This is a genomic window from Rhodoferax sp. U2-2l, from assembly GCF_020594515.1.
In the GTDB taxonomy this organism is placed as follows: Bacteria; Pseudomonadota; Gammaproteobacteria; order Burkholderiales; family Burkholderiaceae_C; genus Rhodoferax.
In genome coordinates, this window is the sequence record NZ_JAJCTH010000014.1 from 81,185 (window position 1) to 107,029 (window position 25,845).

The 25,845-nt window shown below is 60.4% G+C and carries 27 protein-coding genes; 2 read left to right on the forward strand and 25 right to left on the reverse strand.

Going from position 1 to position 25,845, the window contains the following annotated elements; translation table 11 throughout:
- Positions 1-15: 15 nt before the first annotated feature.
- The 22 genes from LHU53_RS13480 to LHU53_RS13585 form a co-directional block, all read right to left on the reverse strand.
- On the reverse strand, positions 16-186 hold the full coding sequence (locus tag LHU53_RS13480) for a hypothetical protein (protein WP_227333178.1): 171 nt from the start codon (positions 184-186) through the stop codon (positions 16-18).
- Positions 187-227: 41 nt separating this feature from the next.
- Positions 228-1,433 (reverse strand): PLP-dependent transferase, encoded by a 1,206-nt coding sequence (locus tag LHU53_RS13485; protein ID WP_227333179.1) that lies wholly within the window; start codon positions 1,431-1,433, stop codon positions 228-230.
- A gap of 49 nt (positions 1,434-1,482) precedes the next feature.
- Positions 1,483-2,007 (reverse strand): phosphoribosyltransferase, encoded by a 525-nt coding sequence (locus LHU53_RS13490; protein WP_078365653.1) that lies wholly within the window; start codon positions 2,005-2,007, stop codon positions 1,483-1,485.
- 100 nt (positions 2,008-2,107) lie between these two features.
- Positions 2,108-3,484: an adenylosuccinate synthase gene (locus LHU53_RS13495; RefSeq protein WP_227333180.1), complete on the reverse strand. Its 1,377-nt coding sequence runs from the start codon at positions 3,482-3,484 to the stop codon at positions 2,108-2,110.
- 20 nt (positions 3,485-3,504) lie between these two features.
- Entirely contained in the window at positions 3,505-4,653 is a 1,149-nt protein-coding gene (locus LHU53_RS13500; RefSeq protein WP_227333181.1) for an ATP phosphoribosyltransferase regulatory subunit, read from the reverse strand.
- Positions 4,654-4,711: 58 nt separating this feature from the next.
- On the reverse strand, positions 4,712-4,912 hold the full coding sequence (locus LHU53_RS13505; protein WP_227333182.1) for a DUF2065 domain-containing protein: 201 nt from the start codon (positions 4,910-4,912) through the stop codon (positions 4,712-4,714).
- 2 nt (positions 4,913-4,914) lie between these two features.
- Positions 4,915-5,811, reverse strand: a complete 897-nt coding sequence (gene hflC / locus LHU53_RS13510; RefSeq protein WP_227333183.1) for a protease modulator HflC — start codon at positions 5,809-5,811, stop codon at positions 4,915-4,917.
- 10 nt (positions 5,812-5,821) lie between these two features.
- Positions 5,822-7,213 carry an FtsH protease activity modulator HflK gene (gene hflK / locus LHU53_RS13515; protein WP_227333184.1) on the reverse strand — a complete coding sequence of 464 codons (1,392 nt, stop codon included), beginning with the start codon at positions 7,211-7,213 and terminating at the stop codon, positions 5,822-5,824.
- 39 nt (positions 7,214-7,252) lie between these two features.
- The gene (gene hflX, locus LHU53_RS13520) at positions 7,253-8,431 is read right to left on the reverse strand and encodes a GTPase HflX (protein WP_227333185.1); all 1,179 of its coding nucleotides are present in this window, start codon (positions 8,429-8,431) and stop codon (positions 7,253-7,255) included.
- Entirely contained in the window at positions 8,409-8,657 is a 249-nt protein-coding gene (gene hfq / locus LHU53_RS13525) for an RNA chaperone Hfq (protein WP_227333186.1), read from the reverse strand. Before hfq ends, hflX begins: the two co-directional genes overlap by 23 nt.
- Positions 8,658-8,770: 113 nt before the next feature.
- Complete coding sequence (der, locus tag LHU53_RS13530) at positions 8,771-10,108, reverse strand: ribosome biogenesis GTPase Der (RefSeq protein WP_227333187.1); 1,338 nt, start codon at positions 10,106-10,108, stop codon at positions 8,771-8,773.
- 16 nt (positions 10,109-10,124) lie between these two features.
- Positions 10,125-11,264: an outer membrane protein assembly factor BamB gene (gene bamB, locus LHU53_RS13535; protein WP_227333188.1), complete on the reverse strand. Its 1,140-nt coding sequence runs from the start codon at positions 11,262-11,264 to the stop codon at positions 10,125-10,127.
- A 3-nt stretch (positions 11,265-11,267) separates the two neighbouring features.
- Positions 11,268-11,945 carry a tetratricopeptide repeat protein gene (locus LHU53_RS13540; RefSeq protein WP_227333189.1) on the reverse strand — a complete coding sequence of 226 codons (678 nt, stop codon included), beginning with the start codon at positions 11,943-11,945 and terminating at the stop codon, positions 11,268-11,270.
- Positions 11,946-11,956: 11 nt separating this feature from the next.
- The gene (gene hisS, locus LHU53_RS13545; protein WP_227333190.1) at positions 11,957-13,270 is read right to left on the reverse strand and encodes a histidine--tRNA ligase; all 1,314 of its coding nucleotides are present in this window, start codon (positions 13,268-13,270) and stop codon (positions 11,957-11,959) included.
- Between the two features lie 11 nt (positions 13,271-13,281).
- A complete protein-coding gene (ispG, locus tag LHU53_RS13550) occupies positions 13,282-14,553 on the reverse strand; it encodes a flavodoxin-dependent (E)-4-hydroxy-3-methylbut-2-enyl-diphosphate synthase (RefSeq protein WP_227333191.1) in 1,272 nt (423 codons plus the stop codon).
- Entirely contained in the window at positions 14,553-15,485 is a 933-nt protein-coding gene (locus LHU53_RS13555) for a RodZ domain-containing protein (protein ID WP_227333192.1), read from the reverse strand. Before LHU53_RS13555 ends, ispG begins: the two co-directional genes overlap by 1 nt.
- Complete coding sequence (gene pilW, locus LHU53_RS13560; RefSeq protein WP_227333193.1) at positions 15,478-16,302, reverse strand: type IV pilus biogenesis/stability protein PilW; 825 nt, start codon at positions 16,300-16,302, stop codon at positions 15,478-15,480. Before pilW ends, LHU53_RS13555 begins: the two co-directional genes overlap by 8 nt.
- Positions 16,303-16,317: 15 nt before the next feature.
- Complete coding sequence (gene rlmN, locus LHU53_RS13565) at positions 16,318-17,454, reverse strand: 23S rRNA (adenine(2503)-C(2))-methyltransferase RlmN (protein ID WP_227333235.1); 1,137 nt, start codon at positions 17,452-17,454, stop codon at positions 16,318-16,320.
- Between the two features lie 83 nt (positions 17,455-17,537).
- Positions 17,538-17,963 (reverse strand): nucleoside-diphosphate kinase, encoded by a 426-nt coding sequence (gene ndk, locus LHU53_RS13570; RefSeq protein ID WP_227333194.1) that lies wholly within the window; start codon positions 17,961-17,963, stop codon positions 17,538-17,540.
- A 96-nt stretch (positions 17,964-18,059) separates the two neighbouring features.
- A complete protein-coding gene (locus tag LHU53_RS13575; RefSeq protein WP_227333195.1) occupies positions 18,060-19,220 on the reverse strand; it encodes a pseudouridine synthase in 1,161 nt (386 codons plus the stop codon).
- A complete protein-coding gene (gene scpB, locus LHU53_RS13580; protein ID WP_227333196.1) occupies positions 19,217-19,912 on the reverse strand; it encodes an SMC-Scp complex subunit ScpB in 696 nt (231 codons plus the stop codon). Before scpB ends, LHU53_RS13575 begins: the two co-directional genes overlap by 4 nt.
- A gap of 113 nt (positions 19,913-20,025) precedes the next feature.
- Positions 20,026-21,042, reverse strand: coding sequence for an RluA family pseudouridine synthase (locus tag LHU53_RS13585; protein ID WP_370632303.1), 1,017 nt, complete (start codon positions 21,040-21,042; stop codon positions 20,026-20,028).
- Positions 21,043-21,056: 14 nt separating this feature from the next.
- On the opposite strand from LHU53_RS13585, the gene LHU53_RS13590 reads away from it, so the two are divergent.
- A complete protein-coding gene (locus tag LHU53_RS13590; RefSeq protein ID WP_227333197.1) occupies positions 21,057-21,863 on the forward strand; it encodes an outer membrane protein assembly factor BamD in 807 nt (268 codons plus the stop codon).
- A 4-nt stretch (positions 21,864-21,867) separates the two neighbouring features.
- On the forward strand, positions 21,868-22,632 hold the full coding sequence (locus LHU53_RS13595; protein ID WP_227333198.1) for a PP2C family serine/threonine-protein phosphatase: 765 nt from the start codon (positions 21,868-21,870) through the stop codon (positions 22,630-22,632).
- 36 nt (positions 22,633-22,668) lie between these two features.
- On the opposite strand, the gene LHU53_RS13600 is transcribed toward LHU53_RS13595, so the two are convergent.
- The 3 genes from LHU53_RS13600 to lpdA form a co-directional block, all read right to left on the reverse strand.
- On the reverse strand, positions 22,669-23,046 hold the full coding sequence (locus LHU53_RS13600; RefSeq protein ID WP_227333199.1) for a hypothetical protein: 378 nt from the start codon (positions 23,044-23,046) through the stop codon (positions 22,669-22,671).
- Entirely contained in the window at positions 23,043-24,140 is a 1,098-nt protein-coding gene (gene zapE, locus LHU53_RS13605) for a cell division protein ZapE (RefSeq protein ID WP_227333200.1), read from the reverse strand. Before zapE ends, LHU53_RS13600 begins: the two co-directional genes overlap by 4 nt.
- 162 nt (positions 24,141-24,302) lie before the next feature.
- Positions 24,303-25,730, reverse strand: a complete 1,428-nt coding sequence (lpdA, locus tag LHU53_RS13610) for a dihydrolipoyl dehydrogenase (RefSeq protein WP_227333201.1) — start codon at positions 25,728-25,730, stop codon at positions 24,303-24,305.
- Between the last annotated feature and the right edge of the window lie 115 nt (positions 25,731-25,845).

Sequence of the window (25,845 nt, forward strand, 5' to 3'; positions counted from 1 at the left end):
GTTGGCGGCGCTTGATCAGACCGGTTGGCCGGACTCGTCGGTGGGCGCTGTCGGCTCGGCATGGTCATCGCCGGGCGCGGAATCACCCACCTTGCGCTGGGCTTTTTCCTTCAGTTTTTCCTCTTTTTTCTTCTTTTTGGCCAGTTCTTTCTGACGCTTCTCGTAGCCGTAATTAGGTGTTGCCAATGTGATCTTTCAAGTTAAGGGCGTGATTTTAACTGCAGGCGTCAGGCCAGCAACCGCAGCGCGGCTGCCAGGTCGGCACGCAAATCTTCCACCGATTCCAGGCCGATGGAAAACCGCACCAGCGTGCCGCGCGCAAGGTGCTCGGGCCAGTGGGTGCGCATGCTGACTAGTTGGTACGGCATCACCAGACTGACCGGGCCGCCCCAACTGTAGCCAATCTCAAACAACTTCAAGCCATCACAAAAGGCGTCCACCTGTGCTTGGGTGTAGTCGGGTTTGAAGATCACACTGAACAGCCCCGCCGCCGTACCTGGCCCGCCTTGGCAGAGCACCTGCCAATGGCGGTGCCCCGGCGAATTGGCCAGCGCCGGGTGCAGCACCTGGGCGAATTCGGGCCGCGTCAGACACCATTGCGCCAGGGCGCGGGCGGCTTCGTCGTGTGCCGTGTAGCGCAATTTGAGGCTCGGTAGGCCACGCAACACCGATTCCACATCATTGGCCGCCACACCCAGCCCCAGGCGCATATGGCACAGCTTGAGCCGCATGTGCAGGGCATCATCCTGGGTGACGATGCTGCCCATCAGCACATCACCGCCGCCGTTCGGGTATTTGGTGAGCGCGTGCACACTGATATCCACCGCCAGCGGTGTTTTGGAACCGGGTTGCAGGTCAAACGGCGCAAATGCCAAGCCAGCGCCCCAGGTGTTGTCCAGCGCGCAGATCACCCCCGCCGCTTTGCAGATGCGCACCTGCTCGAGCAGGTCAGGAAACTCCAGCGTGACCGAGCCCGCTGCTTCCAGCCACACCAGCCGGGTTTGGGGTGTGATCTTGGCGGCCAGGTCTTGCGGGTGGAGTGGGTTGTAAAACCGGTGAGTGATGCCCCAGTGCGAAAGTTCGCCCTCGGCCAGGGCTTTGTTGGGGCCGTAGGCGTTGTCGGGTATCAGTACCTCGTCACCGCTTCGAAGAAGGGCCAGGGCGACGGTCGCAATGGCCGCCAGGCCGCTGGGCACCAAAAGGCATTGCTTGCCACCCTCCAGCGTGCACAGGCGCTCCTCCAGGGTGTAGCTGGTGGGCGTGCCGTGCAGGCCGTAGGTGTAGGCCGACTTGTCTTTCCACTCAAACTGCCGCATCGCCGCCACATTGGGGAAATACACGGTGGATGCTTTGAAAACACCGGGTTGGGGTGCGGCAAAACCGGCTGGCGGCACATAATTGTGGTGAATCAGGTCGGTGCTGGAAACAGGCATGGTGCCCTCGTTCAATATCTCAAAAGCCTGACAAATCAAAGGTTGGCGATCAAACGCTCCACTTCTGGATGAGCTGTTCCGGGCGCATGTTGTCGTAGCCTTCAAAAGGCTGGTGAATCCACGGGTTGGTCGGCAGGTAATCCACGCAGTAGTCGGGTGTGAAGATCGAGATCGCCTTGGTCCAGATCACCGCGCTGCGCAACTCGGTGATCGGTTTGTAGTTGTTCTTGAGCTCTTCGATCACCTTGTTCAGGGTGTGGCCGGAGTCGGCCAGGTCGTCCACCAGCAACACTTTGCCAGCAATCTGACCCTTGGGCGTGGTGATGTAGTGAGCGATGTCGAGCTTGCCCTGCACCGTGCCGGCTTCGGAGCGGTAGGAACTGGTGGACATGATGGCCAGCGGTTTGTCAAACACGCGTGAGAGCACGTCGCCCGGGCGCATGCCACCCCGTGCCAGGCACAGGATGGTGTCAAACTGCCAGCCCGACTGAAACACCTTGATGGCGAGTTTTTCGATCAGATTGTTGTACTCGTCGTAGCTCACATACAGGTGTTTGCCGTCTTCTGTCAACATGGATATGCTCCTGCAAAAATAGCTGCTTACGCAACAGGTATAAGGGCCAGAGGCCGATTATTTATATAAATTGAAAACTTGGCGATCAATGGCTGACCGTTTAATCCGCCAGGAACGGGTGACGCATCATGATGGTGTGGTCGCGGTCCGGGCTGGTCGACACCACATGGATCGGCACACCGGTGACCTGCTCGATGCGCTGCAGATACAACCGCGCGGCGGTGGGCAGCTTGTCATATTGGGTGACACCCACGGTGCTGTCGCTCCAGCCTTCCAAAGTTTCATACACCGGCTCGCAGCGGGCGATGTCGTCCGCGCCCATCGGCAGGATGTCGGTGAGTTCACCGTCAAGCATGTAGCCGGTGCAAAGTTTCAACTCTTTGAGGCCATCGAGCACATCGAGCTTGGTGATACACAGACCGGTCAGACCATTGACCTGGGCTGAGCGTTTGAGCAGCGCGGCATCAAACCAGCCGCAACGGCGGCTGCGCCCGGTGGTCACGCCTTTTTCAGCGCCCACGGTGCTCATGTGGTAACCCGGCGTGCCTTCCACTTCCCAGTCGAGTTCGGTCGGGAACGGGCCACCACCGACCCGGGTGCAATAGGCTTTGGTGATGCCCAGCACGTAATGCAACAAACCCGGGCCAACGCCTGAACCGGCGGCAGCGTTACCCGCCACGCAGTTGCTGGAGGTGACAAACGGGTAGGTGCCGTGATCCACATCCAGCAGCGTGCCCTGGGCGCCTTCAAACAACAAGTTTTCACCATTGAGGTGGGCGTCGTTCAACTCGCGCGACACATCGGCCATCATCGGCTTGAGCAGTTCGGCATGGCGCATCGCTTCGTCATACACCGGCTGGAACTGCACCTCACCGTCTTTCATGTACGGGGCCAGCACAGGGCCGAAGTCGAAGCTGCGCGAGTTCAGGTAGGTGGTCAACACGTGGTTGTGTAGGTCCAGCAATTCACGCAGTTTTTTGGCAAAACGCTCGGGGAACTTCATGTCCTGCACACGCAGGGCACGGCGGGCAATCTTGTCCTCGTAGGCCGGGCCGATGCCGCGGCCGGTGGTGCCGATCTTCTCCACCCCACCCTGCTCGCGTGCGGCCTCACGGGCCACGTCAAGAGCCGCGTGGAACGGCAGGATCAGCGGACAGGCTTCACTGACACGCAGGCGCGAGCGCAGCTCGACACCAACCTTTTCCAGCCCGGCAATTTCGTCAAACAGTTTGGCTGCCGAGAGCACCACACCGTTGCCGATGTAACACTTGATGCCCGGGCGCATGATGCCGCTGGGAATCAGGTGCAAGGCGGTCTTGATGCCGTTGATCACCAGCGTGTGGCCGGCGTTGTGACCGCCCTGAAAACGCACCACGCCCTGGGCGCTTTCGGTGAGCCAGTCCACCAGTTTGCCTTTGCCCTCGTCGCCCCACTGGGTGCCGACGACCACCACATTACGTCCTTTGATTGCAGTCATGTTGTTCCGCTTGGTTTCAGTCAAATTGTTTGTACAAGCCATTGCCCGGCAGACTCGACGAGTTCGCGGTCGCAATGGAATTCATCTACTTCACTCTCATGGCCTGGCAGTTCACACACCACCACCTCGCCGCGTGAACGTAAAGATGCAATAGCGCCAGCCAGCGTCGGCTCGTTGCGCCATGGTGCGCGAATGGCCGCTTGCAGCGGCCGCGCAGGCACGGCACTCACCAGGGTTTTCAGATCCAGGCTGAAACCTGCAGCCGGTCGGTTGCGGCCAAACACCGCACCCACCTGGTCATAACGCCCACCACGCGCCAAGGCGCCACTGCCGCCTGGCGCATAGATGGCGAACCGAGAGCCGGTGTAATAGGCGTAACCTCGCAGGTCAGCCAAGTCAAAGGTCACCCGGACACCCGACAAGTGGCTGGCAAGTTGTTTCAAATTCTGTAGCGCATCGGCCACACCGGGTAGTGGCGGAAGGGTCTTTTGGGCCTCATCCAGAACCGAAGCGTCACCATACAGCTGCACCAAGGTCAACAAACCCTGGCGAATGTGGGCTGGCAAATCACGCGTCAGTGAGGCCAGCTCCGGGCTGTCTTTGACCGCCAAGGCCGCGTACAAAGCAGCGAGCTGGGTGGCGCCCAGGGACAGGCCCGACAACATGGCTTTGATCAGGCGCGCATCGGCCAGGTCGACGCTGGGATTCTCCAACTTGGCGGCCTTGAGGCAGTCCAGCGCCAAGGTCAAAACCTCGATGTCGGCTTCCAGACCGGCGTGGCCATAAATTTCGGCACCAAACTGCAAGGGTTCACGCGTCGCATGGGGGCCTGCGGGCAAGGTGTGCAACACCGGGCCGCAATAACACAGGCGCGTGACACCGCTGCGGTTAAGCAAATGCGCGTCGATGCGGGAAACCTGGGGCGTGCTGTCGGCGCGCAGGCCCATCATGCGCCCGGAGAGCTGGTCAACCAGCTTGAAGGTTTGCAAATCGAGTGCCACACCGGCACCGGTCAACAGCGATTCAAGATGCTCCAGCAACGGCGGCATGACCAACTCGTAGCCATAACAACGCGCCGCATCCAGCAGATCTCGACGTAATTCTTCGATGTGCCGTGCTTCAGACGGCAGGACATCGGCAATGTGATCCGGCAGGACCCAAGCAGACATGTGTATTTTGGGAGGCTGTTAAAACCTGAATTCTACCGGGCGAATGCCGCCAGCTGACTCAGACCAGCCACCAAATCAGCAGCAGGCCCAGCACCAAACTGATCAAGCCGAAGAAACGCAGTTGGCCGTCCGTGAGGCGAAGAATCTGGGAAAACGTCTGTCGCCAGGTGGAAGGCGACACAAAAGGCATGAACCCTTCCACCAGCAACACCAGGCCAATGGCCAGCCAGAACGTGGTGCTGTTCAGGCCGGCCTCCATGCTTATTTGCTGGTGTTGGCAGATGCGCCGCCGCGCATGGTCTTGAAAAAGTCGGAACTGCTGGAGTCCAGCACCATCACGTCGCCCTTGGTGGCGAAGCTGGCCTTGTAGGCGTCCAGACTGCGGTAGAACTGGGCAAATTGCGGGTCACGACCAAAGGCTTCGGTGTAGGTGCGTGCGGCTTCTGCGTCGCCCTCGCCCTTGATCTTCTGAGCGTCACGGTAGGCATTGGCCACCGTCACCTCGCGCTGGCGATCGGCATCGGCGCGGATTTTTTCACCTTCCGCAGCGCCGGTGGAACGCAATTCGTTGGCCACCCGTTTGCGCTCGGCCTCCATGCGGCGGTAAACCGATTCGGTGATGGCATCCACGTAGTCAACCCGCGTGATACGGACGTCCACCACATCGATCCCCCAGGGTTTGGCACCGCGCACTTGGGTCAGCACTTCGTTCTTGACGTCATCCATCAGCGCTTCACGCTTGAGGGACAAAAGTTCTTTCACGGTGCGTTTGTTGATTTCTTCCTGAAACGCGTTGCGAACCACCCGGTTGAGCTGGCTGGCGCCAGCGGCCTCGTTGGTCCCCACGTTGCGGATGTACTCAGTGGGCTCAGAGATGCGCCAACGCACGTACCAATCAATGACCACCCGTTGTTTCTCAGCCGTGAGCACCGGCTCGTTGTCGGTACTGTCGAGGGTGAGCAAACGCTTGTCGATGTAGGACACGTTCTGGAACGGCGGCGGCAGCTTGAAATTCAGGCCGGGTTCGGTGATGACTTCCTTGATTTGCCCCAGCGCATACACCACGCCAAACTGGCGCTGATCCACCACAAACAGGGTCGATGCTCCCAGAGCCACCAGGAGCAACAGGGTCGAAAAAATAAAACCTAAGCGATTCATCAGTTAACTCCTAGCGGGTATCACGCGTGCGGGCACGCGCAGCGTCGCGGGCACGGGCATCGGCGGCACTGGTCGTGGTGTCTGGCACAGTGGCAGGCGGCGCCGCCGCTGGCACCGCAGTCACCTCTTGCGACACCTGTCCGGTCATTTGGATGATCTTGTCCAACGGCAAGTAAAGCAGGTTGGACCCTTGTTTGGAGTCAACCATCACCTTGGTCACGCTGCTGTAAATCTGCTGCATGGCGTCGATGTACATCCGGTCACGGGTGACCTGAGGGGCCTTCTGGTACTCAGCCAGCACCGATTTGAACCGCTGTGAATCACCTTGCGCCTGCGCCACGATGCGGGATTTGTAGGCGTCAGCTTCTTCTTTCAGGCGCGATGCGGCACCCACCGCGCGCGGGATCACGTCATTTGCGTAGGCCTGGGCTTCGTTTTTGGCACGTTCACGCTCTTGCCCGGCTTTGAGCACATCGTCGAAAGCGGCCTGGACCTGCTCCGGCGGACGCACACCGCCTTGCTGCAAGTTGATCCCCACCACCTCGATACCGACCTTGTAGCGGTCCAGAATTTTCTGCATCAGCTCACGCACCCGGGGCGCGATCTGATCACGTTCGTCAGATAACGCGCTGTCCATGCGCATCTTGCCGACCACTTCACGCACCGAGGTCTCAGCCGCTTGCACCACCGCATCGGCCGGGTTACGGCTCTCGAACAGGAAGGCGCGTGCATCATTCAAGCGGTATTGCACCGCAAACTTGATTTCGACGATGTTTTCGTCTTCGGTCAGCATGGCCGATTCACGCAAGCCGGTGGCCTTGATGATGGCATCGCGGCCCACATCCACGGAACGGATTTGGGTCACAAACACCAGCTCATGGCGTTGTATCGGATATGGCAGGCGCCAATTGAAACCCGCACCCACAGAGCTGTGGTACTTGCCGAACTGGGTGATCACAGCCTGCTGACCTTCCTGGACAATGAAGAAACCCGTGCCCAGCCAAATCAGAACCGCCACGCCGGCGATCAACCCGGCGCCAATGCCAGCCGTTTTCATGTCCGGCTGGAAGTTGCCTGGACCGCCCCTGCCGCCACCCGAATCGCCACCGCCAGGGCCACGCCCGTTTGGCTTGCCGTTGCCAAACAGGCCACCCAGCTTGCGGTTGAAATCACGCCACAATTCATCCAGGTCCGGCGGCCCTTGTGTTGGGCCCCCACGCGGTTGGCGGTCACCGTTGCGAGGTGGCTCCACCCCGGTCGGCGCTGGCTTGTTGTCATCGCCACCCGCGTTGTCAGCGGGTTTGTCGTCGCCGCGGCCCCAGCGTGGGTCATTGAGGTTGAACATTCCCTGAAGGCGTCGCGGCAAAAGCGCCAGGCTAAAGGTCGGTAATTGAAGTTTCATCGCAGCAGCTTTAATCTAATAGGGATCGATTGTGCCGAATCAGTCGGCAGCCTCATGGTCTGGAGGGAAATCCGTGGCCACAGACACCGCTGGGCGCCTGGCGCGCACCGCCTCGGTGAGCAACTGGCGCAGCGCAGCCACGCCCTCGCCATCCTGGGCACTCAGAAAAATACGCGGGGTCGGCACACCCCCTAGGTCATACACATCTTGCAGCACGGGCGGACGACGCGTGTCGTCGAGGGCATCGAGCTTGTTGAAGACCAGAATCTGGGGAATGTCACCGGCGCCAATTTCCTTCAGGACGCCCTGCACTTCAGCGATCTGATTCAGGTAGGTGTCACTGGCGCAGTCCACCACATGCAGCAGCAGATCGGCGTCCACCGCCTCTTGCAGCGTGGCCTGAAAGGCGTCGATCAGGCCGTGTGGCAAGTCACGAATGAAACCCACGGTATCCGAGAGCGAAATCATCCGCCCCACATCGCCCAGATACAGCTGCCGCGTGGTGGTATCCAGCGTGGCAAACAACTGGTCGGCCGCATAGGCACGCGCTTTCACCAGGGTGTTGAACAGGGTCGATTTGCCGGCATTGGTGTAGCCGACCAGCGAGATCGTGAACGTGTCACGCCGGTCGCGCTGACGGCGCTGGGTGTGGCGCTGTCGCTTGACCTTGGCCAGCCGCTCTTTGATGCGTTTGATGTTGTCGCCAATCATGCGGCGATCGAGCTCAATCTGTGTCTCGCCCGGGCCGCCGCGCAGCCCGATGCCGCCGCTTTGCCGCTCCAGGTGCGACCAGCGACGCACCAGGCGGGTGCTGAGGTACTGCAGCCGCGCCAGTTCCACCTGAAGTTTGCCTTCATGGCTGCGCGCGCGCTGACCGAAGATCTCCAGAATGAGCAGCGTCCGGTCGTTGACAGGCAACTCCAGATGGCGCTCCAGATTGCGTTGCTGCGCCGGACTCAGGCTTTGGTCAAACAGAATTTCCTGGACACCCAACTGGGTGGCCAGCAATTTGATTTCATCTGCCTTGCCGCTGCCAATGAACAGCGCCGCATCGGGCGCCCTGCGCTTGCAGGTCACCCTCGCCACAGGCGTCAAGCCCGCAGTCTGTGCCAGCAGTCCGAGCTCTTGGAGCTCGACGTCAAAGTTGGGGAGGCCAAAATCAACACCCACCAGCAAGGTGGGTGCCTTGATGCTGTTAGGCGGTGGCAGGTTGGTCACCCTCAGTGGCAGAGAAATTGACCGCACGACCTGGAACGATGGTCGAGATGGCATGTTTGTAAACCATTTGGGTGACGGTATTGCGCAGCAACACCACGTACTGATCGAAGGATTCGATCTGACCCTGAAGCTTGATGCCGTTGACCAGATAAATGGATACAGGAACGTGTTCCCGACGCAGCGTGTTGAGAAACGGGTCTTGTAAAAGTTGACCTTTGTTGTTCACGATATTCTCCGTGTTCGGATAATTAAAGAGGGGGCCACGATACCACAGCCATCCGCCGCATCGGCTTCAGAACGACGATATCCACAATAAATATGTCACTAAAACCTGACACTTCAGTCAGCTTTGTCCGCAAACGGATTGGCGGATGTTTTCAGTTCGATGCGCAGCGGTGTGCCGACCAGATCGAAGGCCTGGCGAAATCGGCCTTCCAGAAAACGTTTGTAGGCATCGGTCACATGTTCCAGTGAATTGCCGTGGATCACGATGATCGGCGGGTTCATGCCGCCCTGGTGCGCGTAGCGCAGCTTGGGCCGGTACATGCCCGAGCGCTTCGGGCTTTGAAACTGCACCGATTCCAACAACAGGCGCGTCAACACGGGCGTGGACATCTTGCAGTTGGCCGCCTTGTAGGCCTGGATGATGGACGCCCACAGTGGCCCCAAGCCCTGACGTTTTTGGGCAGAAATCAGGTGCATGTTGGCAAACTTCAAAAACGCCAAGCGCGTCTCGATGGAGCGCTTCACCAGCTCCCGCTGGTAGTCGTCGACCGCATCCCATTTGTTGACGGCCAGCACCACGGCACGACCGTTTTCCAGGATGTAGCCCGCGATGTGGGCGTCCTGGTCGGTCACCCCTTGCGTGGCGTCAATCAGTAGCAGCACCACGTTGGCCGACTCGATGGCTTGCAGGGTTTTGACCACCGAGAACTTCTCAATGGCTTCAAAAACCTTGCCACGACGGCGTAACCCGGCGGTGTCAATCAACTCGAATTTCTGGCCTTCGCGCTCGAACGGCACCGAAATAGCGTCCCGAGTGGTGCCGGGCAGATCAAAGGCGACCAGACGTTCCTCGCCCAGCCAGACGTTGATCAGGGTGGACTTGCCGACGTTGGGTCGGCCCGCCACTGCCAGTTTGATCACGCCGGGCGCCGCTTCGTCGTCGTCAGCGCCCTCTTCCAGGTTCAAAGGCTTGAGCGCCAGGTCCAGCAAGGAGCGGATGCCCTGCCCGTGCGCGGCTGACACCGGCAGGACTTCACCCAGGCCCAACTCGTAGAACTCGACCAATTGGGCACCTTCGAGCATGCCTTCGGCCTTGTTGGCGACCAACAGGCAGTTTTTGCCCAACCGCCTCAGGTAATTGGCAATGTCATGGTCTTGCGCCGACACGCCGCCACGCGCATCGACCACAAAAATCACGACGTCGGCTTCGGCCACGGCCTGCCGGGTCTGCTTGGCCATTTCTTTGTAGATGCCGCTGGTTGCGTCAGGCTCAAAGCCGCCGGTGTCAATCACGATGAATTCATGTCCCGTGTGCTTGCCGTTGCCGTAATGACGATCACGCGTCAATCCGGAATAGTCAGCCACGATGGCATCACGCGATTTGGTCAACCGGTTGAACAGTGTCGACTTGCCCACATTGGGGCGGCCCACCAGGGCCAATACGGGCTTCATGAGGATAGGTCTCGCATTATTCGGGCTGAAAGCCGAACACTGTGCCATTGCGCGTGACGGCCACCAGCGTGGTGCCCGCCACGGCGGGTGTTGCGGCGATGGCCGACCCGTCAGTGGTCAAACGGGTCAGCGGGGTGCCATCCACGCGCGACATGAAATGCAGCAAGCCCGTGGCGTCGCCTGTGACCACCGACCGACCCAGCACCAGCGGCGCCGTCAGCTGCCGATAACGCAAGCGTTCGGAGCGCCACACCTCGGTGCCGCCGGTCAATTTCCAGGCGAGCAACTTGCCATCGTCTTCAACACCGAATACTTGCTGCTCATCACCATGCAGACCCACCGCACCAGAGGCCGCCTGCTTCCAGATCACCGAACCACGGTCGGTGTTGACGCAAGCAGCGGCCGTTTGGAAGGCACGCACACACACCACATTGGCGGCACGGCTGACCCCTGCCACCAGGTCCACCAGTCGTTCAATGTCGTTGGTGCCACGCGGGGTGGCAACGGGCGCATCCCAGATCACCGTGCCATTGAGCGGATTGAGTCCGACCAGGCGCCCGGCCAGGCCAACCACCAAGGTGTTGTTAACCGCCATCAAAACCCCGGCCTGGCGCAACACCAGAGCTTCGCCCGGTCGCTGATTGACCCATAGTTTTTTGCCACTGACAGCGTCAAAGGCGGACACGACCCGGTCCGCACCCAAAACAAAGACGCGTTGTCCGGCGACCAGCGGGGCAGTAAAAACCTGACTGGCCAGACGCGAGCGCCAAAGCTCACGCTCGCCCGCCATCGTCACCAGTTCGTTGTTGCGGGTCACCACCGCAGCGTATTGCCCATCACTGCCAACCCCGGCGGCAATGGGTGCACCCACATTGTTGCGCCACAACACGGCACCGGTTCGGGCGTCCAAAGAGGTCACCACGCCTTCAGAACTTGCCAGGGTGACTGTCGTCGGTGTGGTGTGGACGGACAGCGGGAAGTCAACTTTTCCAACCGGGGTTGTCCAGGCCGTTCGAACACCCAGCAGCGCGGGGTTGGCACCCAGTTCCGCCGGGCGCGGCGCGCTGGAGCCACTGGCGCAGGCGCCGAGTACGCCAACCAAAAACACACTCAGGCCCAGCTTGGCGAGCCGACTGACAGGGGAATGGGAGATCATGGCTTACTTTCCTTGCGCGGCATCCACCGGCGTATTGCTCTGCACATCAACACCCAGGGCATTGAGTTTGACTTCGACCAGGCGCCGGTATTCGGTACGCGGCTCAAACGCCTTGTAGGCTTTTTGATACTGCTCGATGGCTTTGGCCGTGTTACCTTGCAGCGTCAGGATGTCGCCAGTGCGGTCCGCGACCAGGGCTTCGAACCCGGTTGGAAACGCGCCACCCAGTTGGCTTAAAGCGCCGTCCAAGTCCTTGGCATCCATCAACAACCCGGCCAGCCTGAGTTTGGCCACCGCCTGATAACCCGCGTCTGCCGATTTTTCAGCCACCCAACCCAGCGCCGCTTTGGCTTCGTCCGGCTTGCCTGCCGTGGCATAGTGTCTGGCTGCCAGCAGCCCGGACTGTTGGGCATAGGTGGTGGAAGCAAAGCGCTCCTTCATGTCGGAAAAAACGCGGTCAATCTTGGCCGTGTCGCCAGACTGGATGGAGCGCTCCACCTCATCAAACAAGGCTGCGGCCTGGTTGGCCTGGCTGCGCTGCCAATAGTTGTAAAAATTCCAGGCGGCAAACGCCGACAGAACGGCGATCAATGCCCAGGTGATGGCATTGCCGTATTGCTTCCAGAAATGCTTGAGTTGGTCAAGCTGTTCCTGTTCTTCAAGATCCAAATGATTTGCCATGTCGTGCTTCGCTAAACGCAGGATTGTAGGGTTGGGGCCCAGGCGGCCAAGTCGGCCAGGGAGCGGGTCACTTGCGCAGTGCCAGCATCACGCAGAGGTTTGACGGTGACCTGTTGTGATGCCACCTCGTCGGTCCCGAAGATCAGCGCATAACGTGCGCCACTGGTGTCAGCGCGCTTGAATTGGCTTTTCATGCTGCCCATGCCATCGGCTGAACTGGCGTGCATCTGGACACTGATGCCTGAGTTTCGCAAGGCTTGAAGTGTTGACAGAACCATGGGCATGGCCGCCACGTCTGTGACGATCGCATAGGCGTCCAGCGGCGCGGCCGTCCCCAGGCGTCCGGCCGTTTTGGCCAGTTCCAAAACGCGGTCGACACCCAAAGCCCAACCGATCGCCGGGGTCGGCTTGCCACCCAACTGCTCGAACAAATAGTCATAACGACCGCCCGCACAGACCGTGCCTTGCGACCCCAGGCGATCGGTGGTGAACTCAAAAACCGTCAGGTTGTAGTAGTCCATACCGCGCACCAGCCGGGGATTCACCGTGTAAGCGACGCCATTGGCGTCCAGGATGGCCTTCAGGGTGCTGAAATGCGCCAACGACGCCTCGCCCAAAAAGTCCAGCAACTTGGGCGCCGCGTTGACCAGGCTCTGCATGTGCGGATTTTTGGTGTCCAGAATGCGCAAGGGGTTGCTGTGAAGCCGCCTGCGCGCTTCTTCATCGAGCAGCGCGATGTTCTGTTCCAAATAGGCGATCAGGGCTTGCCGGTGTGCCAGGCGCTCGGGTGGTTGGCCCAGGCTGTTGAGTTCGAGCCGCACATCGGTCAAGCCGATCTCTGCCCACAAGGCGGTGGCCATCAAAATCAGCTCGGCATCCACGTCCGCGCCAGGAAAACCCAGCGCCTCGGCACCAATCTGGTCAAACTGCCGGTAACGCCCTTTTTGCGGGCGCTCGTGCCGAAACATCGGCCCCATGTAATAGAGGCGCTTGCCGCCGTCATACAACAGACTGTGTTCGATGGCCGCGCGCACCACGCCCGCTGTGGCTTCCGGGCGCAGCGTCAACGGGTCGCCGTTGAGCCGGTCGTCAAAGCAGTACATCTCTTTCTCGACGATGTCGGTGACCTCGCCCAAGCCGCGGACGAACAGGGGTGTGCGCTCCACGATGGGGGTGCGGATGTTGCGATAGGCAAAACGGGCCATCAGGCCGCGCACTTTGGCTTCCAACCATTCGACCGTGGCCGAATCTGGCGGCAGCAGGTCATTCATGCCTTTGACGGCAGTCAGTTTGTTGGCGGTTGGGGTGGGTACTTTGTCAATCATGGAACGAACAATCAGACTTTGGCTGCGGCGTTGGCACCAAAGCGCTTTTCAACATAGTCTTCAACAATGGCCTGGAATTCCTGAGCAATGGCATCCCCACGCAGGGTCATGCGCTTTTCACCGTCAATAAAGACCGGCGCGGCCGGTGCCTCGCCCGTGCCAGGCAAGCTGATGCCGATGTCGGCCTGTTTGCTCTCGCCCGGGCCGTTCACGATGCAGCCCATGACAGCGACCTTCATCTTTTCGACACCTGGGTACTTGCTGCGCCACTGTGGCATCTGGGCCCGCAGGTACTCTTCGATGCGTTGGGTCAGTTCCTGAAACGTCGTGCTGGTGGTGCGGCCGCAACCGGGACAGGCTGTGACGCTGGGCACAAACGAGCGCAGCTCCAGCGCTTGCAAAATCTCGGCGGCAATCACGACTTCTTGCGTGCGGGACTCGCCGGGTTGCGGCGTCAATGACACCCGGATGGTGTTGCCGATACCTTCCTGCAACAGGACCGACAGCGCCGCAGCCGACGCCACAGCGCCTTTGGTGCCCATGCCCGCCTCGGTCAGGCCCAGGTGCAAGGCGTAGTTGCAACGTTTGGCAAGCTCCCGGTACACCGAAATCAGATCCTGCACACCGCTGACTTTGCACGACAGGATGATCTGGTTCGGGTCCAGGCCCAGTTCCACCGCCTGTTGCGCGGAATCCAGGGCGGAGGTGATCAAGGCCTCGTACATCACCGGCTTGGCGCCCCATGGCACCGCACGGCGGCTGTTCTGGTCCATCAAATCAGCCAGCAAGGCCTGGTCGAGGCTGCCCCAGTTGACACCAATGCGCACCGCTTTGTTCCAGCGCACGGCCGCTTCAATCATCTGGCCGAATTGCCGGTCGCGTTTGTCGCCTTTGCCCACATTGCCGGGGTTGATCCGGTATTTGGACAAGGTTTGGGCACAGTCGGGAAACTCGGTCAACAAGCGGTGGCCGTTGTAATGGAAATCGCCAACGAGCGGCACGTCGACGCCCATGCGGTCCAGTTGCTCGCGAATATGCGGCACGGCCTGTGCTGCCTCGGGCGTGTTGACAGTTAAACGAACCATCTCGGAGCCCGCCAGCGCCAGTTCCTTGACCTGGATGGCGGTGCCGATGACGTCCACCGTGTCGGTGTTGGTCATGGACTGGAGTCGCACGGGGGCGTCACCGCCCACCGTGACGATCCGGCTGCCCCAGACCACCTTGGCCTGGCGGGTTGTTCTGCCTTGCGCGTTGGCTTCAGCAATCGGCGTGGGAATATGCATCACTTCACCTCAAATCGGGCAACATTGTCTCGGGCCAGCGGCGTCAGATCGAGCGGCTTGCCACGCACCGCCACGGACACCCTATCGGCGCGTCCGACAGTCACGGACAGCGGCAATTGTCCGGCCACACGGATCATCTCGCCATTGAGGATGATCCTGCGCAATTTGGACTGACCCGTTGCATCCGTCACTTCAACCCATGACTCACCAAGACCACTGAGCTCCAGCACAGCCGAAGGTGCTGACGCTTGCGGGTCCAACGTGGCCGCTGGTCCGGTCGACGCCACCGCTTCAACATTGCTCACCGGCACAGCGGGCGGGGCAGCCAGCGCAGCCACCTGCTGGCCTGTCGCTGGTAAGGGTGTAGCCAGGCCGGATGGGCCCGACGCACTGACATCAACTTCGCTTGGCAAGGCAGTTGGCGGCTCGTTGAACGCGAGTGGCAGCGATGCGCTGGTCGTCGAAGCGCCTTCACCGTCCAGCAAAGGCCTGTTTGGCCAGAACACAATCGCGCTGATCGCCACAACGATGAACACAACGGCCAAGCCAAGCGGGGTCGAGATTTGCGCCTGCCACCCCCGGTGCGACACGGGGCCAGACTCCTTGAAGGTGGTGTTCAAGTCGGTTTCTTTCGCCTTGAAGGGGGTGGGCTTAGACTCCGGCAAACTCGCCATGATCGGCGCGGGATCCACCTTCAGGGAGCGGCAGACGCTCAGCGCCAGCGAACGGGCAAACACCATGTCCGGCAACTCTTCAAACCGGCCCGCTTCCAGCGCCTCCAGCTTTTTGACGGTGACTTTCAACGCCACCGCCAGCGCGGCAATGTGTAAGCCCTGGGCTTCACGGGCTTCCCTGAGCATGGCACCGGCCTGAGAAGGCGATTTGTCGGCCGAAGTGTCCTGCAAAGGGTCGCCAAGGACTTGATCACTCATCAAACGCTCCACGCTGGTACATCGCCGCTTGCTCGGACTGGGGGAAACGCTTGACCAGTTGCGTCGCCAACTGGTTCATCGCCTCCAGATTGGCCATGCGGCGTTCAATCTTGATGCCAAGCCAAAGTGTTTCAGCATTGGCCATCTCACTGTTGTTCAGGCGACGGATATAAAACTGTGCGCGCGCATTGTCCCGCCGCTGAAAAAGAACATTGGCCAGGTTGTAGCCCGTCACCGGGTTGCCAGCGTCATATTCGTAAGACTTGACCAGACTGGCCTCAGCCTCTGGCAGCTGACCGGCCTTGATCTGACACAGGCCCTGCGCCATGTGTGTTTTGGCCCGCTCGCGGTAAAGCGGATTGGCCAGCGCCTGGTTGAAATAGGCCATGGACTGGGGATAACGACCATCCTGGCACTTCAGCCACCCCATGTTGTGCAACACGTTGCCGTCGCGCGGCTTGAGCGAGAGCGCTTTGTTGAAACTCTCTTCGGCAATGCCGTAGTCATTGAGCCGCATGTAAATCAAACCGCGCAGACTGAAGGCGTCCGAATAGGTCGGATCAATCAAAATGGCTTGTTTGATTTCGTCCAGAGCAATGGTTGGCTTGCCCTGCTCAAGATAACCCAAGGCCAATTCGACCCGAATCCGCGCCCGCTTGCGCTCGGCGGTTTCGTCAGACTCGGTGATGATGTCGTCATGCCTTTCACTGGCTGAAGTGAGTCCGGCGTGCCCGGCGCAACCACTGAGGGTGATCCAGCTGCACAACACACACCCTGCCAGCAACCAGTCAAGACGACGCGTCCATACAGTCTTCATCGTGGCTTTCATCGTTCAGATTTTCGCATCGGTCGCCAGGCCGGCATTCAGCTCGGCGCTGCGTTGCCGGGCGATTCGGATGGTGACGCGGGTGCGGTCGACCACATCGCCAGCGAGCTGACCACAAGCCGCATCAATGTCATCACCACGGGTTTTGCGCACCGTGGTGGTGATGCCTGCTTCACTCAGTACCTTGGCAAACGCCAACACGCGCTCGGGCTTGGAGCGATGCAGGCCGGAGGCCGGAAACGGGTTGAACGGAATCAGGTTGAATTTGCACCAGGACACCGAGTGGCCGTAGTGCTTGACCAACTGCACCAGCTCGTGCGCCTGGGCATCACTGTCGTTGACACCGTCCAGCATGCAATACTCAAACGTGATGAAGTCTCTGGGCGCGTGCGCCAGGTAATTCACACAGGCAGGCATCAGCTCTTCCAGCGGATGTTTGATGTTGAGCGGCACCAGGTAATCACGCAGCGCATTGTTGGGGGCATGCAAAGACACCGCCAGCGCCACCGGGCAGTCCTGCCCGAGCAATTCCAGCTTCTTGACCAGACCCGACGTCGACACCGTGACACGTCGGCGTGACAGACCATAGGCGTGGTCATCGAGCATCATTTTCAACGCCGGAACCAGCGCTGCGTAGTTTTGCAGCGGTTCGCCCATGCCCATCATCACGGTGTTGGAGATCACCCGCTCATCACGCTTCAGATGCTTGCGCAAAAAATGCTCGGCAAACCAGAGCTGGCCGATGATCTCACCAGTGGTCAGGTTGCGGCTGAAGCCTTGGTGGCCTGTGGAGCAAAACCGGCAGCCCATGGCGCACCCGGCTTGGGTAGACAGACACAGCGTGCCGCGATCGTCTTCAGGAATGAAGACCGACTCGATGACATTGCCACCGCCCACATCGAACAGCCATTTGATGGTGCCGTCGGCAGATTCATGCTGCGACACAACATCCATCGCGCGGACACAGGCCACACCCTTGAGCTTGTCGCGCAAGGATTTGGCCAGGTCACTCATGTCGTCGAAACTGGTGCACCCCCGTTGGTGGATCCAGCGAAACAACTGAACGGCGCGAAAACGCTTTTCACCCAGCCGCTCACAAAAAGCGGTCAGAGCCTCAAGATCGAACTCAAGCAGATTGACCATTGAGCCAGGCACCTGCATCGTCTCACGCCGCTTGGCCAGGGCGTGGAGTTCATCGTGTGAATGGTCAACGGTCATGCCAGAGATCAGCGCGAAAAAACGTTCATGCCAGGGAAAAAGAAGGCCACCTCGGCACAGGCGGTCTCGGCAGCGTCGGAGCCGTGCACGGCGTTGGCATCGATGCTGTCAGCAAAATCGGCGCGGATGGTACCGGGTGCGGCTTTTTTCGGGTCGGTGGCGCCCATCAGTTCACGGTTTTTCAGGATGGCGTTTTCACCTTCCAGCGCCTGGATCATGACCGGACCCGAGATCATGAAGCTGACCAGATCCTTGAAGAAAGGACGGTCTTTGTGCACGGCGTAAAAGGCTTCCGCTTCGCGTTGCGACAGGTGAGCCATTTTGGAGGCCACAATCTTCAGGCCAGCGGCCTCAAAGCGGGCGTAGATCTGGCCGATCACGTTTTTGGCAACGGCGTCGGGTTTGATGATGGAGAGCGTGCGTTCGATAGCCATGGGATTTCCTTGTGAATAAAAAGTGATTTTTGGTCATTCAACCAAAGCCCTTGATCTTAACCTGCGCCTGACTGACTTATGCCCTGAAGGGTGGGCTCATCTGCTGCGTCCACCGGCCCGGCGCCCGGCGCCCGGACCGCCGGAGCGCTTTTTGCCGGCCTCCTGCCGTTGCCTGGACAAGCTGTCGGCACCGATGTAACCCAAGGATGTTTTCAGGGGATCCGGCTGTGGTGAGGCCCCCTGCCCTGGTGGCTTGGCGCGATTGGCGCTCCCCCGCACGGGTTTGCCTGGACCGCGCAGGGGCCCATTGGCAGGACGCCCGGTGCGACTGCGCTTGTCCGGTGGGGGCAGTGAGGCGGGTTCCCGCGGATGGGCTCCTTGCGCTTGCGCAGCACGTGTCAGCAGACGAATGTCCGCATCATCCAACTCCACCCAGGCGCCGCGTTTCAGTCCCCGCGGCAACACCATGGAGCCATACCGGATACGGATGAGCCGGCTGACCGCATGCCCCACCGACTCCAGCATCCGACGCACCTCGCGGTTGCGGCCTTCAGAAATGGTCACCCGGTACCAGCAGTTGGAACCTTCACCGCCACCGTCTTCAATGGAACCAAACTGCGCCATGCCGTCGTCCAGGCGCACACCGTCCAGCAGCTTGTGTTTTTCTTCCTGCGTCAGCGCACCCAGCACCCGCACAGCGTATTCGCGCTCCAGACCAAACCGGGGGTGCATCAGGTTGTTCGCCAGCTCACCGGAGCTGGTAAACAGCAGCAAGCCTTCGGTGTTCAAGTCAAGCCGACCAACAGACTGCCACTTGCCCTGAAAGAGCTTGGGCAACTTGCGAAAGACGGTCGGCCGATTCTGCGGGTCGTCGTGGCTGACCACTTCCCCCGCGGGCTTGTGGTAAGCCAGCACACGCGCCGGTGGCGGTGCGATCTTGAAGCGGATCGGCTTGCCATTGACTTTGACATGGTCACCAAACTGAACGCGCTGGCCGATATGCGCCGGTTCGTTGTTCACGGTGATGCGTCCTTCCAGGATCATTTGCTCCATCTCCAGGCGCGACCCCATGCCCGCCTGGGCCAGCACTTTGTGCAGCTTGGGCGACTCGGGTTGCGGGGGCAAGACCCGTTTGAGCGTCGCCGCCTCGTCGGTGCTCTCCACCGCGTCAAAGACACCGGAGACAACATCCTCAAAACGGATCACGTCCGGGAGTGCGTCTGCGGGCACGGTGGGCTCGTTGGAATGTTCAGTCATGGTGTGTCCTGTTCAGATGCGGGTGCGAAAGAGTTGGCGCTGGCGGTGGTGTCATCAGACCAGTCGAGATCTGCGGTGCCTGAGGGTGTCAAGCTTTTGGCTGGCATGTCCGTCAACTGTGCGATATCCGATGTCGACAACTCGCTGGCCAGCAGGGTTTCCAGCGCATCGGAGGCCCCGGTGGGTGACGTCAGCAGCGGCAGCTGGTCCAGCGAGTCCAGCCCGAGGTCGTCCAGAAAATGACGCGTGGTGGCAAAAAGCGCCGGCCTGCCGATGGTGTCACGGTGTCCGATGACCTCGACCCAGCCGCGGTCTTCAAGTTGCTTGAGGGTAAGAGAATTGACCGTCACGCCACGGATATTCTCGATGTCACCGCGGGTGACCGGCTGCTTGTAGGCAATGATGGCCAGGGTTTCCAGGGTGGCCCGGGTGTATCGCGGCGGCTTCTCCGGGTGCAGACGATCCAGATAAACGCGGATGTCCGGACGACTCTGAAAGCGCCACCCGGTGGCGACCGACACCAGTTCCAGGCCGCGTTCTACCCAGTCTGCCTGCAAGTCAACCAGCAAGGCATCAATGGTGGCAGCCGTCACCTCATCACCGAACAGGACGCGCATGTCCCGCACAGGCAAAGGCTGCTGCGCACAAAGCAAGGCAGATTCGAGGATGCGCTTGGCATCCAACGCGTTCATGGTTGACAAATTCCGGTCAAAACACACCTGTAGGGTGCGGCACATCAAGAGTTGGGAAACGTGAACTGGACCGACAAGTCATCGGTGGCACGTCAAACGCACTGCAGGGCAGGCTAAAAAGAAGCGCTATTGTAATTGAGGCCCCAGTGCGCCAGCGCAGCCGCAAAATCGGGTGGTAGCGGCGCCCGGAAAACCAAGGACTGCCCGGTGACCGGGTGATCAAACGCCAGCCGGGCCGCATGCAAGGCTTGCCGTGCCATGCCTGCAGCCGCTGCCCCACCATAAACCGGGTCCGCCACCAAGGCATGACCGATCGAGGCCAGGTGCACCCTGATCTGGTGCGTTCTGCCCGTGTGCAGCGTGCATTTGAGCAAACACCCTGTGTCCACCGTGGCCAGGCAGGCAAAGTCGGTCTGCGCGGTCTTGCCTGCATTCACGGACAGATCGACCACCGCCATGCGCAAACGGTTGCCTGGGTCACGGCCAACGGGTGCGTCCACCTGCCGCAACGTCGGTCCTTGCCAGGCGCCGTGCGCCAGCGCCAGGTACTGGCGCTTGACGGTGCGTGCCGCGATGGCCTGGACCAGGGCGTCCATCACCAAGCGGGTGCGCGCCACCACCATCAGGCCGCTGGTGTCTTTGTCGAGCCGGTGCACGATGCCAGCGCGCGGCAAATTAAATGCCTGGGCGTCGTGGCCGAGCAGCCGATTCATCAAGGTGCCGCTCCAGTTACCCGGCGCCGGGTGCACCACCAGCCCGGCGGGCTTGTTGATGACCAGCAGCGATTCATCCTCAAACACGATGTCGAGCGGCAGACTCTCGGCCTTGAAGGCCTGGCTTTGCGGCGTGGGTCGCAGTTCAATCTGGCCGACATCTCCCGCCTTGACCTTGGCCGATGCCTTCTTGACGACTTTGCCATTGACAAGCACGCTGCCCAAGTCGATCAGTTGCTGCAGATAACTGCGCGAAAACTCGGGCACCAGATCGGTCAGCGCCAGATCCAGCCGCAGGCCATGGTGTGCCGGGTCAAAGGACAAGGGCCGCCATTCAGCCTCCGACCCGCCCTCGTCAGCCCCCTCGTTGTCCGGTGCCAAGGGGGGGGTCGATATAATTTGATGACTGTTTTTCAAGAAAGCTGTCCTACATGCCTGATGTCAAATTATCCGCTGCCCGCGTCTGCTCCCTGGCGTGTGGCGTTCTGCTGTTAGGCGCCTGTTCCACGACCCCCGTCGATCCCACGGCAGGCTGGAGTCCGAACAAGATCTACGCGGAAGCCAAGGACGAACTCAGCACGGGCGCGTATGACAAGGCGGTGCCGCTGTTTGACAAGCTCGAAGGGCGTGCCGCCGGCACGCCGCTGGCCCAGCAGGCACAACTCGACAAAGCCTACGCCCAGTTCAAGAACGGTGAACCCGTGCTGGCAGTGGCCACCTTGGACCGGTTCATGAAATTACATCCGGCCAGCCCGGCGCTGGACTACGCGTTGTACCTGAAAGGCCTGATCAATTTCAATGATGACCTCGGCCTGTTTGGCTTCCTGACCCGGCAAGACCTGTCCGAGCGCGATCAAAAAGCGGCCAAAGAGTCCTTTGAGTCCTTCAAGGAACTGATCACCCGTTTTCCAGACTCCAAATACGCCGCTGACGCCGGTGCGCGCATGAATTACATCGTGAATTCACTGGCCGAATCCGAGGTGCATGTGGCGCGTTATTACTACGAGCGTGGCGCTTACCTGGCTGCCATCAACCGGGCGCAGACAGCCATCACCGACTACCAGGGTGTGCCGGCCATTGAAGAAGCGCTGTTTCTGGTCGTCAAGTCCTACGACAAACTCAACATGCCCGACTTGCGTGACGATGCCAAGCGGGTGCTTGAAAAAAACTATCCGCAGTCGCCCTACCTGACGCAAGGCTTCAAAACCAAAGAGCAGCCGTGGTGGAAGTTCTGGTGAGGACATGAGCACCAAGGGCTACCGGGTTACCGCGTCAACCGGTATCCACAAAGGTGATCGGGATTACCAGCAGGACCAGGTCAGCCTAATCACCCATCACCGGGTCCCCGGGTGTTTGATGGCGGTGCTGGCTGACGGGATGGGCGGTCGCAGTGGTGGCCGCAAGGCCTCCGATCAGGTCATGATGACGGCGCGGCAGCTGTTTGACCGTTACGTCCCTGCCACCGATGACCCGCTGGCCATGCTCAGCCAACTGGTGCTCGAAGCCCACATGGTGATCAAGCTGACGGCGATTTCCACCGAGGAAGAGCCGCACAGCACGATTGCCGTTTGCGTGCTCAATCCGGACGCCAGTTGCCACTGGGCGCACGCCGGCGACTCACGCATCTACCACTTTCATGACCAGCAGCTGGTCACGCGCACCAAGGACCACTCCTATGTGCAAACCTTGGTCAACAAAGGTGAACTGACGGAGGAACAGGCCAACTTTCACCCGCAGTCCAATATTTTGATGGGCTGCCTGGGCACCGAGAAAGAGCCGCCGATGGACCTCCATTCCGTCGCCAAATTGCAGCCGGGCGACACACTGATGGTCTGCAGCGATGGTTTGTGGCACTACTTCACCGACGCCGAGCTGGGCTCGGTGCTGACCACCCTGTCGGCCCGTGAGGCCAGCGAGTTCCTGATCAACAAAGCGCGCCTGCGTGCCAAGGGCAGTGGCGACAACCTGTCGCTGGCGGTCGTCAAGGTGGAGTTGGCCGCCCCGTAAAGCCGGATGACCGTTGCGGCGACGGGGTCAGCCGCGTTAGCGTGGCGCGTCAGGCGCGGCCGGTGCTTGCAGCGCTTTCTGCTGATCTGCCAGCTTGTCCTCGATGCGTTTGAGCGCCGCAATCGCCTTGTTTTGCCGCTCCAGATCGTTCAGGATCAATTCCTCGCGGCGCAATTCATCCAAGGCCAGGCGCCGCGCCTTGCGGGCATCACGCAAGCAGTCGGACACGGCAAAGCGGCTGTAACACACCCGCTCCGCCTGTAAATACCGCGCTTCATGCTCGGCCCGTTCCTGGCCAATGCGCTGGCGCTCGATGGTGACATCCAGCGCATCCGGTGAGGGTGCCGCCTCCTGGGCGCCAGCGGCAGCCAACCAGCCTGATAACAACAAACATCCCCAAATCTTTGATTTCATGTCAGCCGCGTGTCCACAGTACGGCGCTCCAGCGCCAGAAATTCGCCCGTCTGCATCTCCTTGATGCGCGACACGGTGCGGGCAAACTCGTTGACCATTTGCCCCTCGGTGTACAACTGATCGGCAGGCACTGCGGCCGACAAAATCAGGTTGACCCGGCGATCGTAAAGCACATCCACCAGCCAGGTGAACCGCCGCGCCTCGGCCGCCATGCGTGGCGCCATCTGTGGCACATCACTGAGCAGCACCGTGTGGAACTGTGTCGCCAGCTCCAGATAGTCGTTCTGCGAGCGTGGTCCGCCGCACAAGGCCTTGAAATCGAACCACACCACACCCCCAGCGCGTCGGCGCGCCTGGATCACCCGGGACTCAATCTGCAACACCGGGTCCTGGTCCTGCTGCTCGGCCAGGCGCTCAAACGCACCGGTCATGGCCGTGTCGGCCTCAGGGCCCAGCGGTGTGTGGTAGAGCTGCAACTGCTCCATGGTCAGGCCGCGGTAGTCGGTGCCGTTGTCGACGTTGATCACCTGCAACTCGCGCTTGAGCATCTCGATGGCCGGCAACAGGCGGTCCCGGTTCAGTCCGTTGGGGTACAGGTCATCGGGCTTGAAGTTGGAGGTGGTCACCATGCCCACGCCGTTTTCAAACAAGGCTTTGAGCAGGCGGTGCAGGATCATCGCGTCGGTGATGTCCGAGACGTGAAATTCGTCAAAACAGATCAGCCGGTACTTCGTGGCGATGCGTTTGGCCAGCCGGTCCAGCGGATCGACGGTGCCTTGCATGGCGGCCAGTTCGCGGTGTACCTCGCGCATGAACTCATGAAAATGCAGGCGCGTTTTGCGTTTGAGGGGCACCGCATGGTAGAAGCAATCCATCAGGAAGCTCTTGCCGCGCCCTACCCCGCCATACAGGTACACGCCACGCGGAATCGGCGGGCGGTTGATGAGCTTCTTGAACGCGTTGGAGCGCTTTTCCTTGAAATGGCCCCAGGCGCGCGAACACGTCTCCAGCGCCTGCACCGCGCGCAACTGCGCCGGATCGGTGCTGAAGCCACGCGCCGCGAGCTCTTCCAGGTAGATCTTTTTGACAGTCACAAGCTTGGCGCTAACTGGCGTGGCCGTTGAGCCACCCCGGCGTATGAAAAATGGCCGTCATTGCGGGCCACAACCCGCCATCCATGACGCCGGATGCATGGATGCCGACCCATAACCCGGCATGACCAGGTTGCAGGATGGCACGGTTGCCATGACCACGCATCAGAAGTTGAGGGTGCGTTTGTCCACCGCCAGTGCCGCCTCTTTGGTGGACTCGCTCAAAGACGGGTGCGCGTGACAAATGCGGGCAATGTCTTCGGCGCTGGCGCGGAACTCCATCGCCACCACACATTCGGCAATCAGCTCGCTGGCCATCGGGCCGACGATGTGCACGCCCAGAATTTCGTCCGTTTTGGCGTCAGCCAGCATCTTGACCATGCCGGTGGTGTCACCCAGAGCGCGGGCACGGCCATTGGCCAGGAACGGGAAAGTACCCGCTTTGTAAGCCACGCCATCGGCCTTGAGCTGCTGCTCAGTACGACCCACCCAGGCAATCTCCGGGCTGGTGTAAATCACCCACGGGATGGTGTTGAAGTTGACATGCCCATGCTGACCGGCAATGCGCTCAGCCACGGCCACGCCTTCTTCCTCGGCCTTGTGCGCCAGCATCGGGCCACGCACCACATCACCCACCGCCCACACGCCTGGCAAATTGGTCTTGCAGTCACCGTCGACCACAATCGCGCCGCGCTCGTCAAGCTTCAAACCAACGGCTTCCACGTTCAGGCCGATGGTGTTGGGCACCCGGCCAATCGACACGATGAGTTTGTCCACGTCCAGCGACTGGGCTTCGCCCTTGGCGTTGGTATAGGCAATGCTCACACCTTTTTTGCCAGTTTTGATCTCGCCAACGGTCACGCCCAGCTCAATCTTCAGGCCTTGCTTGTCAAACGCTTTTTTGGCTTCCTTGGCAATTTGCTCGTCTACCGCGCCCAAGAAAGTCGGCAAGCCTTCCAGAATGGTCACTTCGGCGCCCAGACGGCGCCAGACCGACCCCATTTCCAGACCAATCACGCCTGAGCCAATCAGGCCCAGCTTTTTCGGTGCGGTGTCGATGCGCAGGGCGCCGTCGTTGGACAGGATCAGTTCTTCGTCAAACGGGGTACCCGGCAGCGCACGGGCGTTGGACCCCGTGGCGATGATGATTTGCTGACCGACAATGCTTTCTTCAGCTGCGCCAGTGACCTTGATCTCGTAGCCACTTTCAACAGCCTTCACGAACGACGCGCGGCCATGGAAGAAGCTGACCTTGTTCTTCTTGAACAGGTACAGGATGCCGTCATTGTTCTGCTTGACCACCGTGTCCTTGCGCGCCACCATCTTGGCCACGTCCATGCTCAGGCCCTTGACCGTGATGCCATGGTCAGCAAAGTGATGCGCGGCTTGCTCATAGTGCTCTGACGATTGAAGCAGCGCCTTGCTCGGGATGCAACCGACATTGGTGCAGGTGCCCCCCGGAGCCGGGCCGCCCTTGGCGTTCTTCCACTCGTCCACACAGGCCACGTTTTTGCCCAGTTGGGCGGCGCGAATGGCGGCAATGTAGCCACCGGGGCCGCCACCAATCACGATCACATCAAATTGTTTGCTCATTTTTTACTCTCCAATGTCCATGACGAAACGCCATGCTGATGAATGAATTCCCCCCCAAACAGCGACTAGCGGCTTGGGTTGGGTGTCTGACGTAGCGAAATCAAGGAGGAGGTTT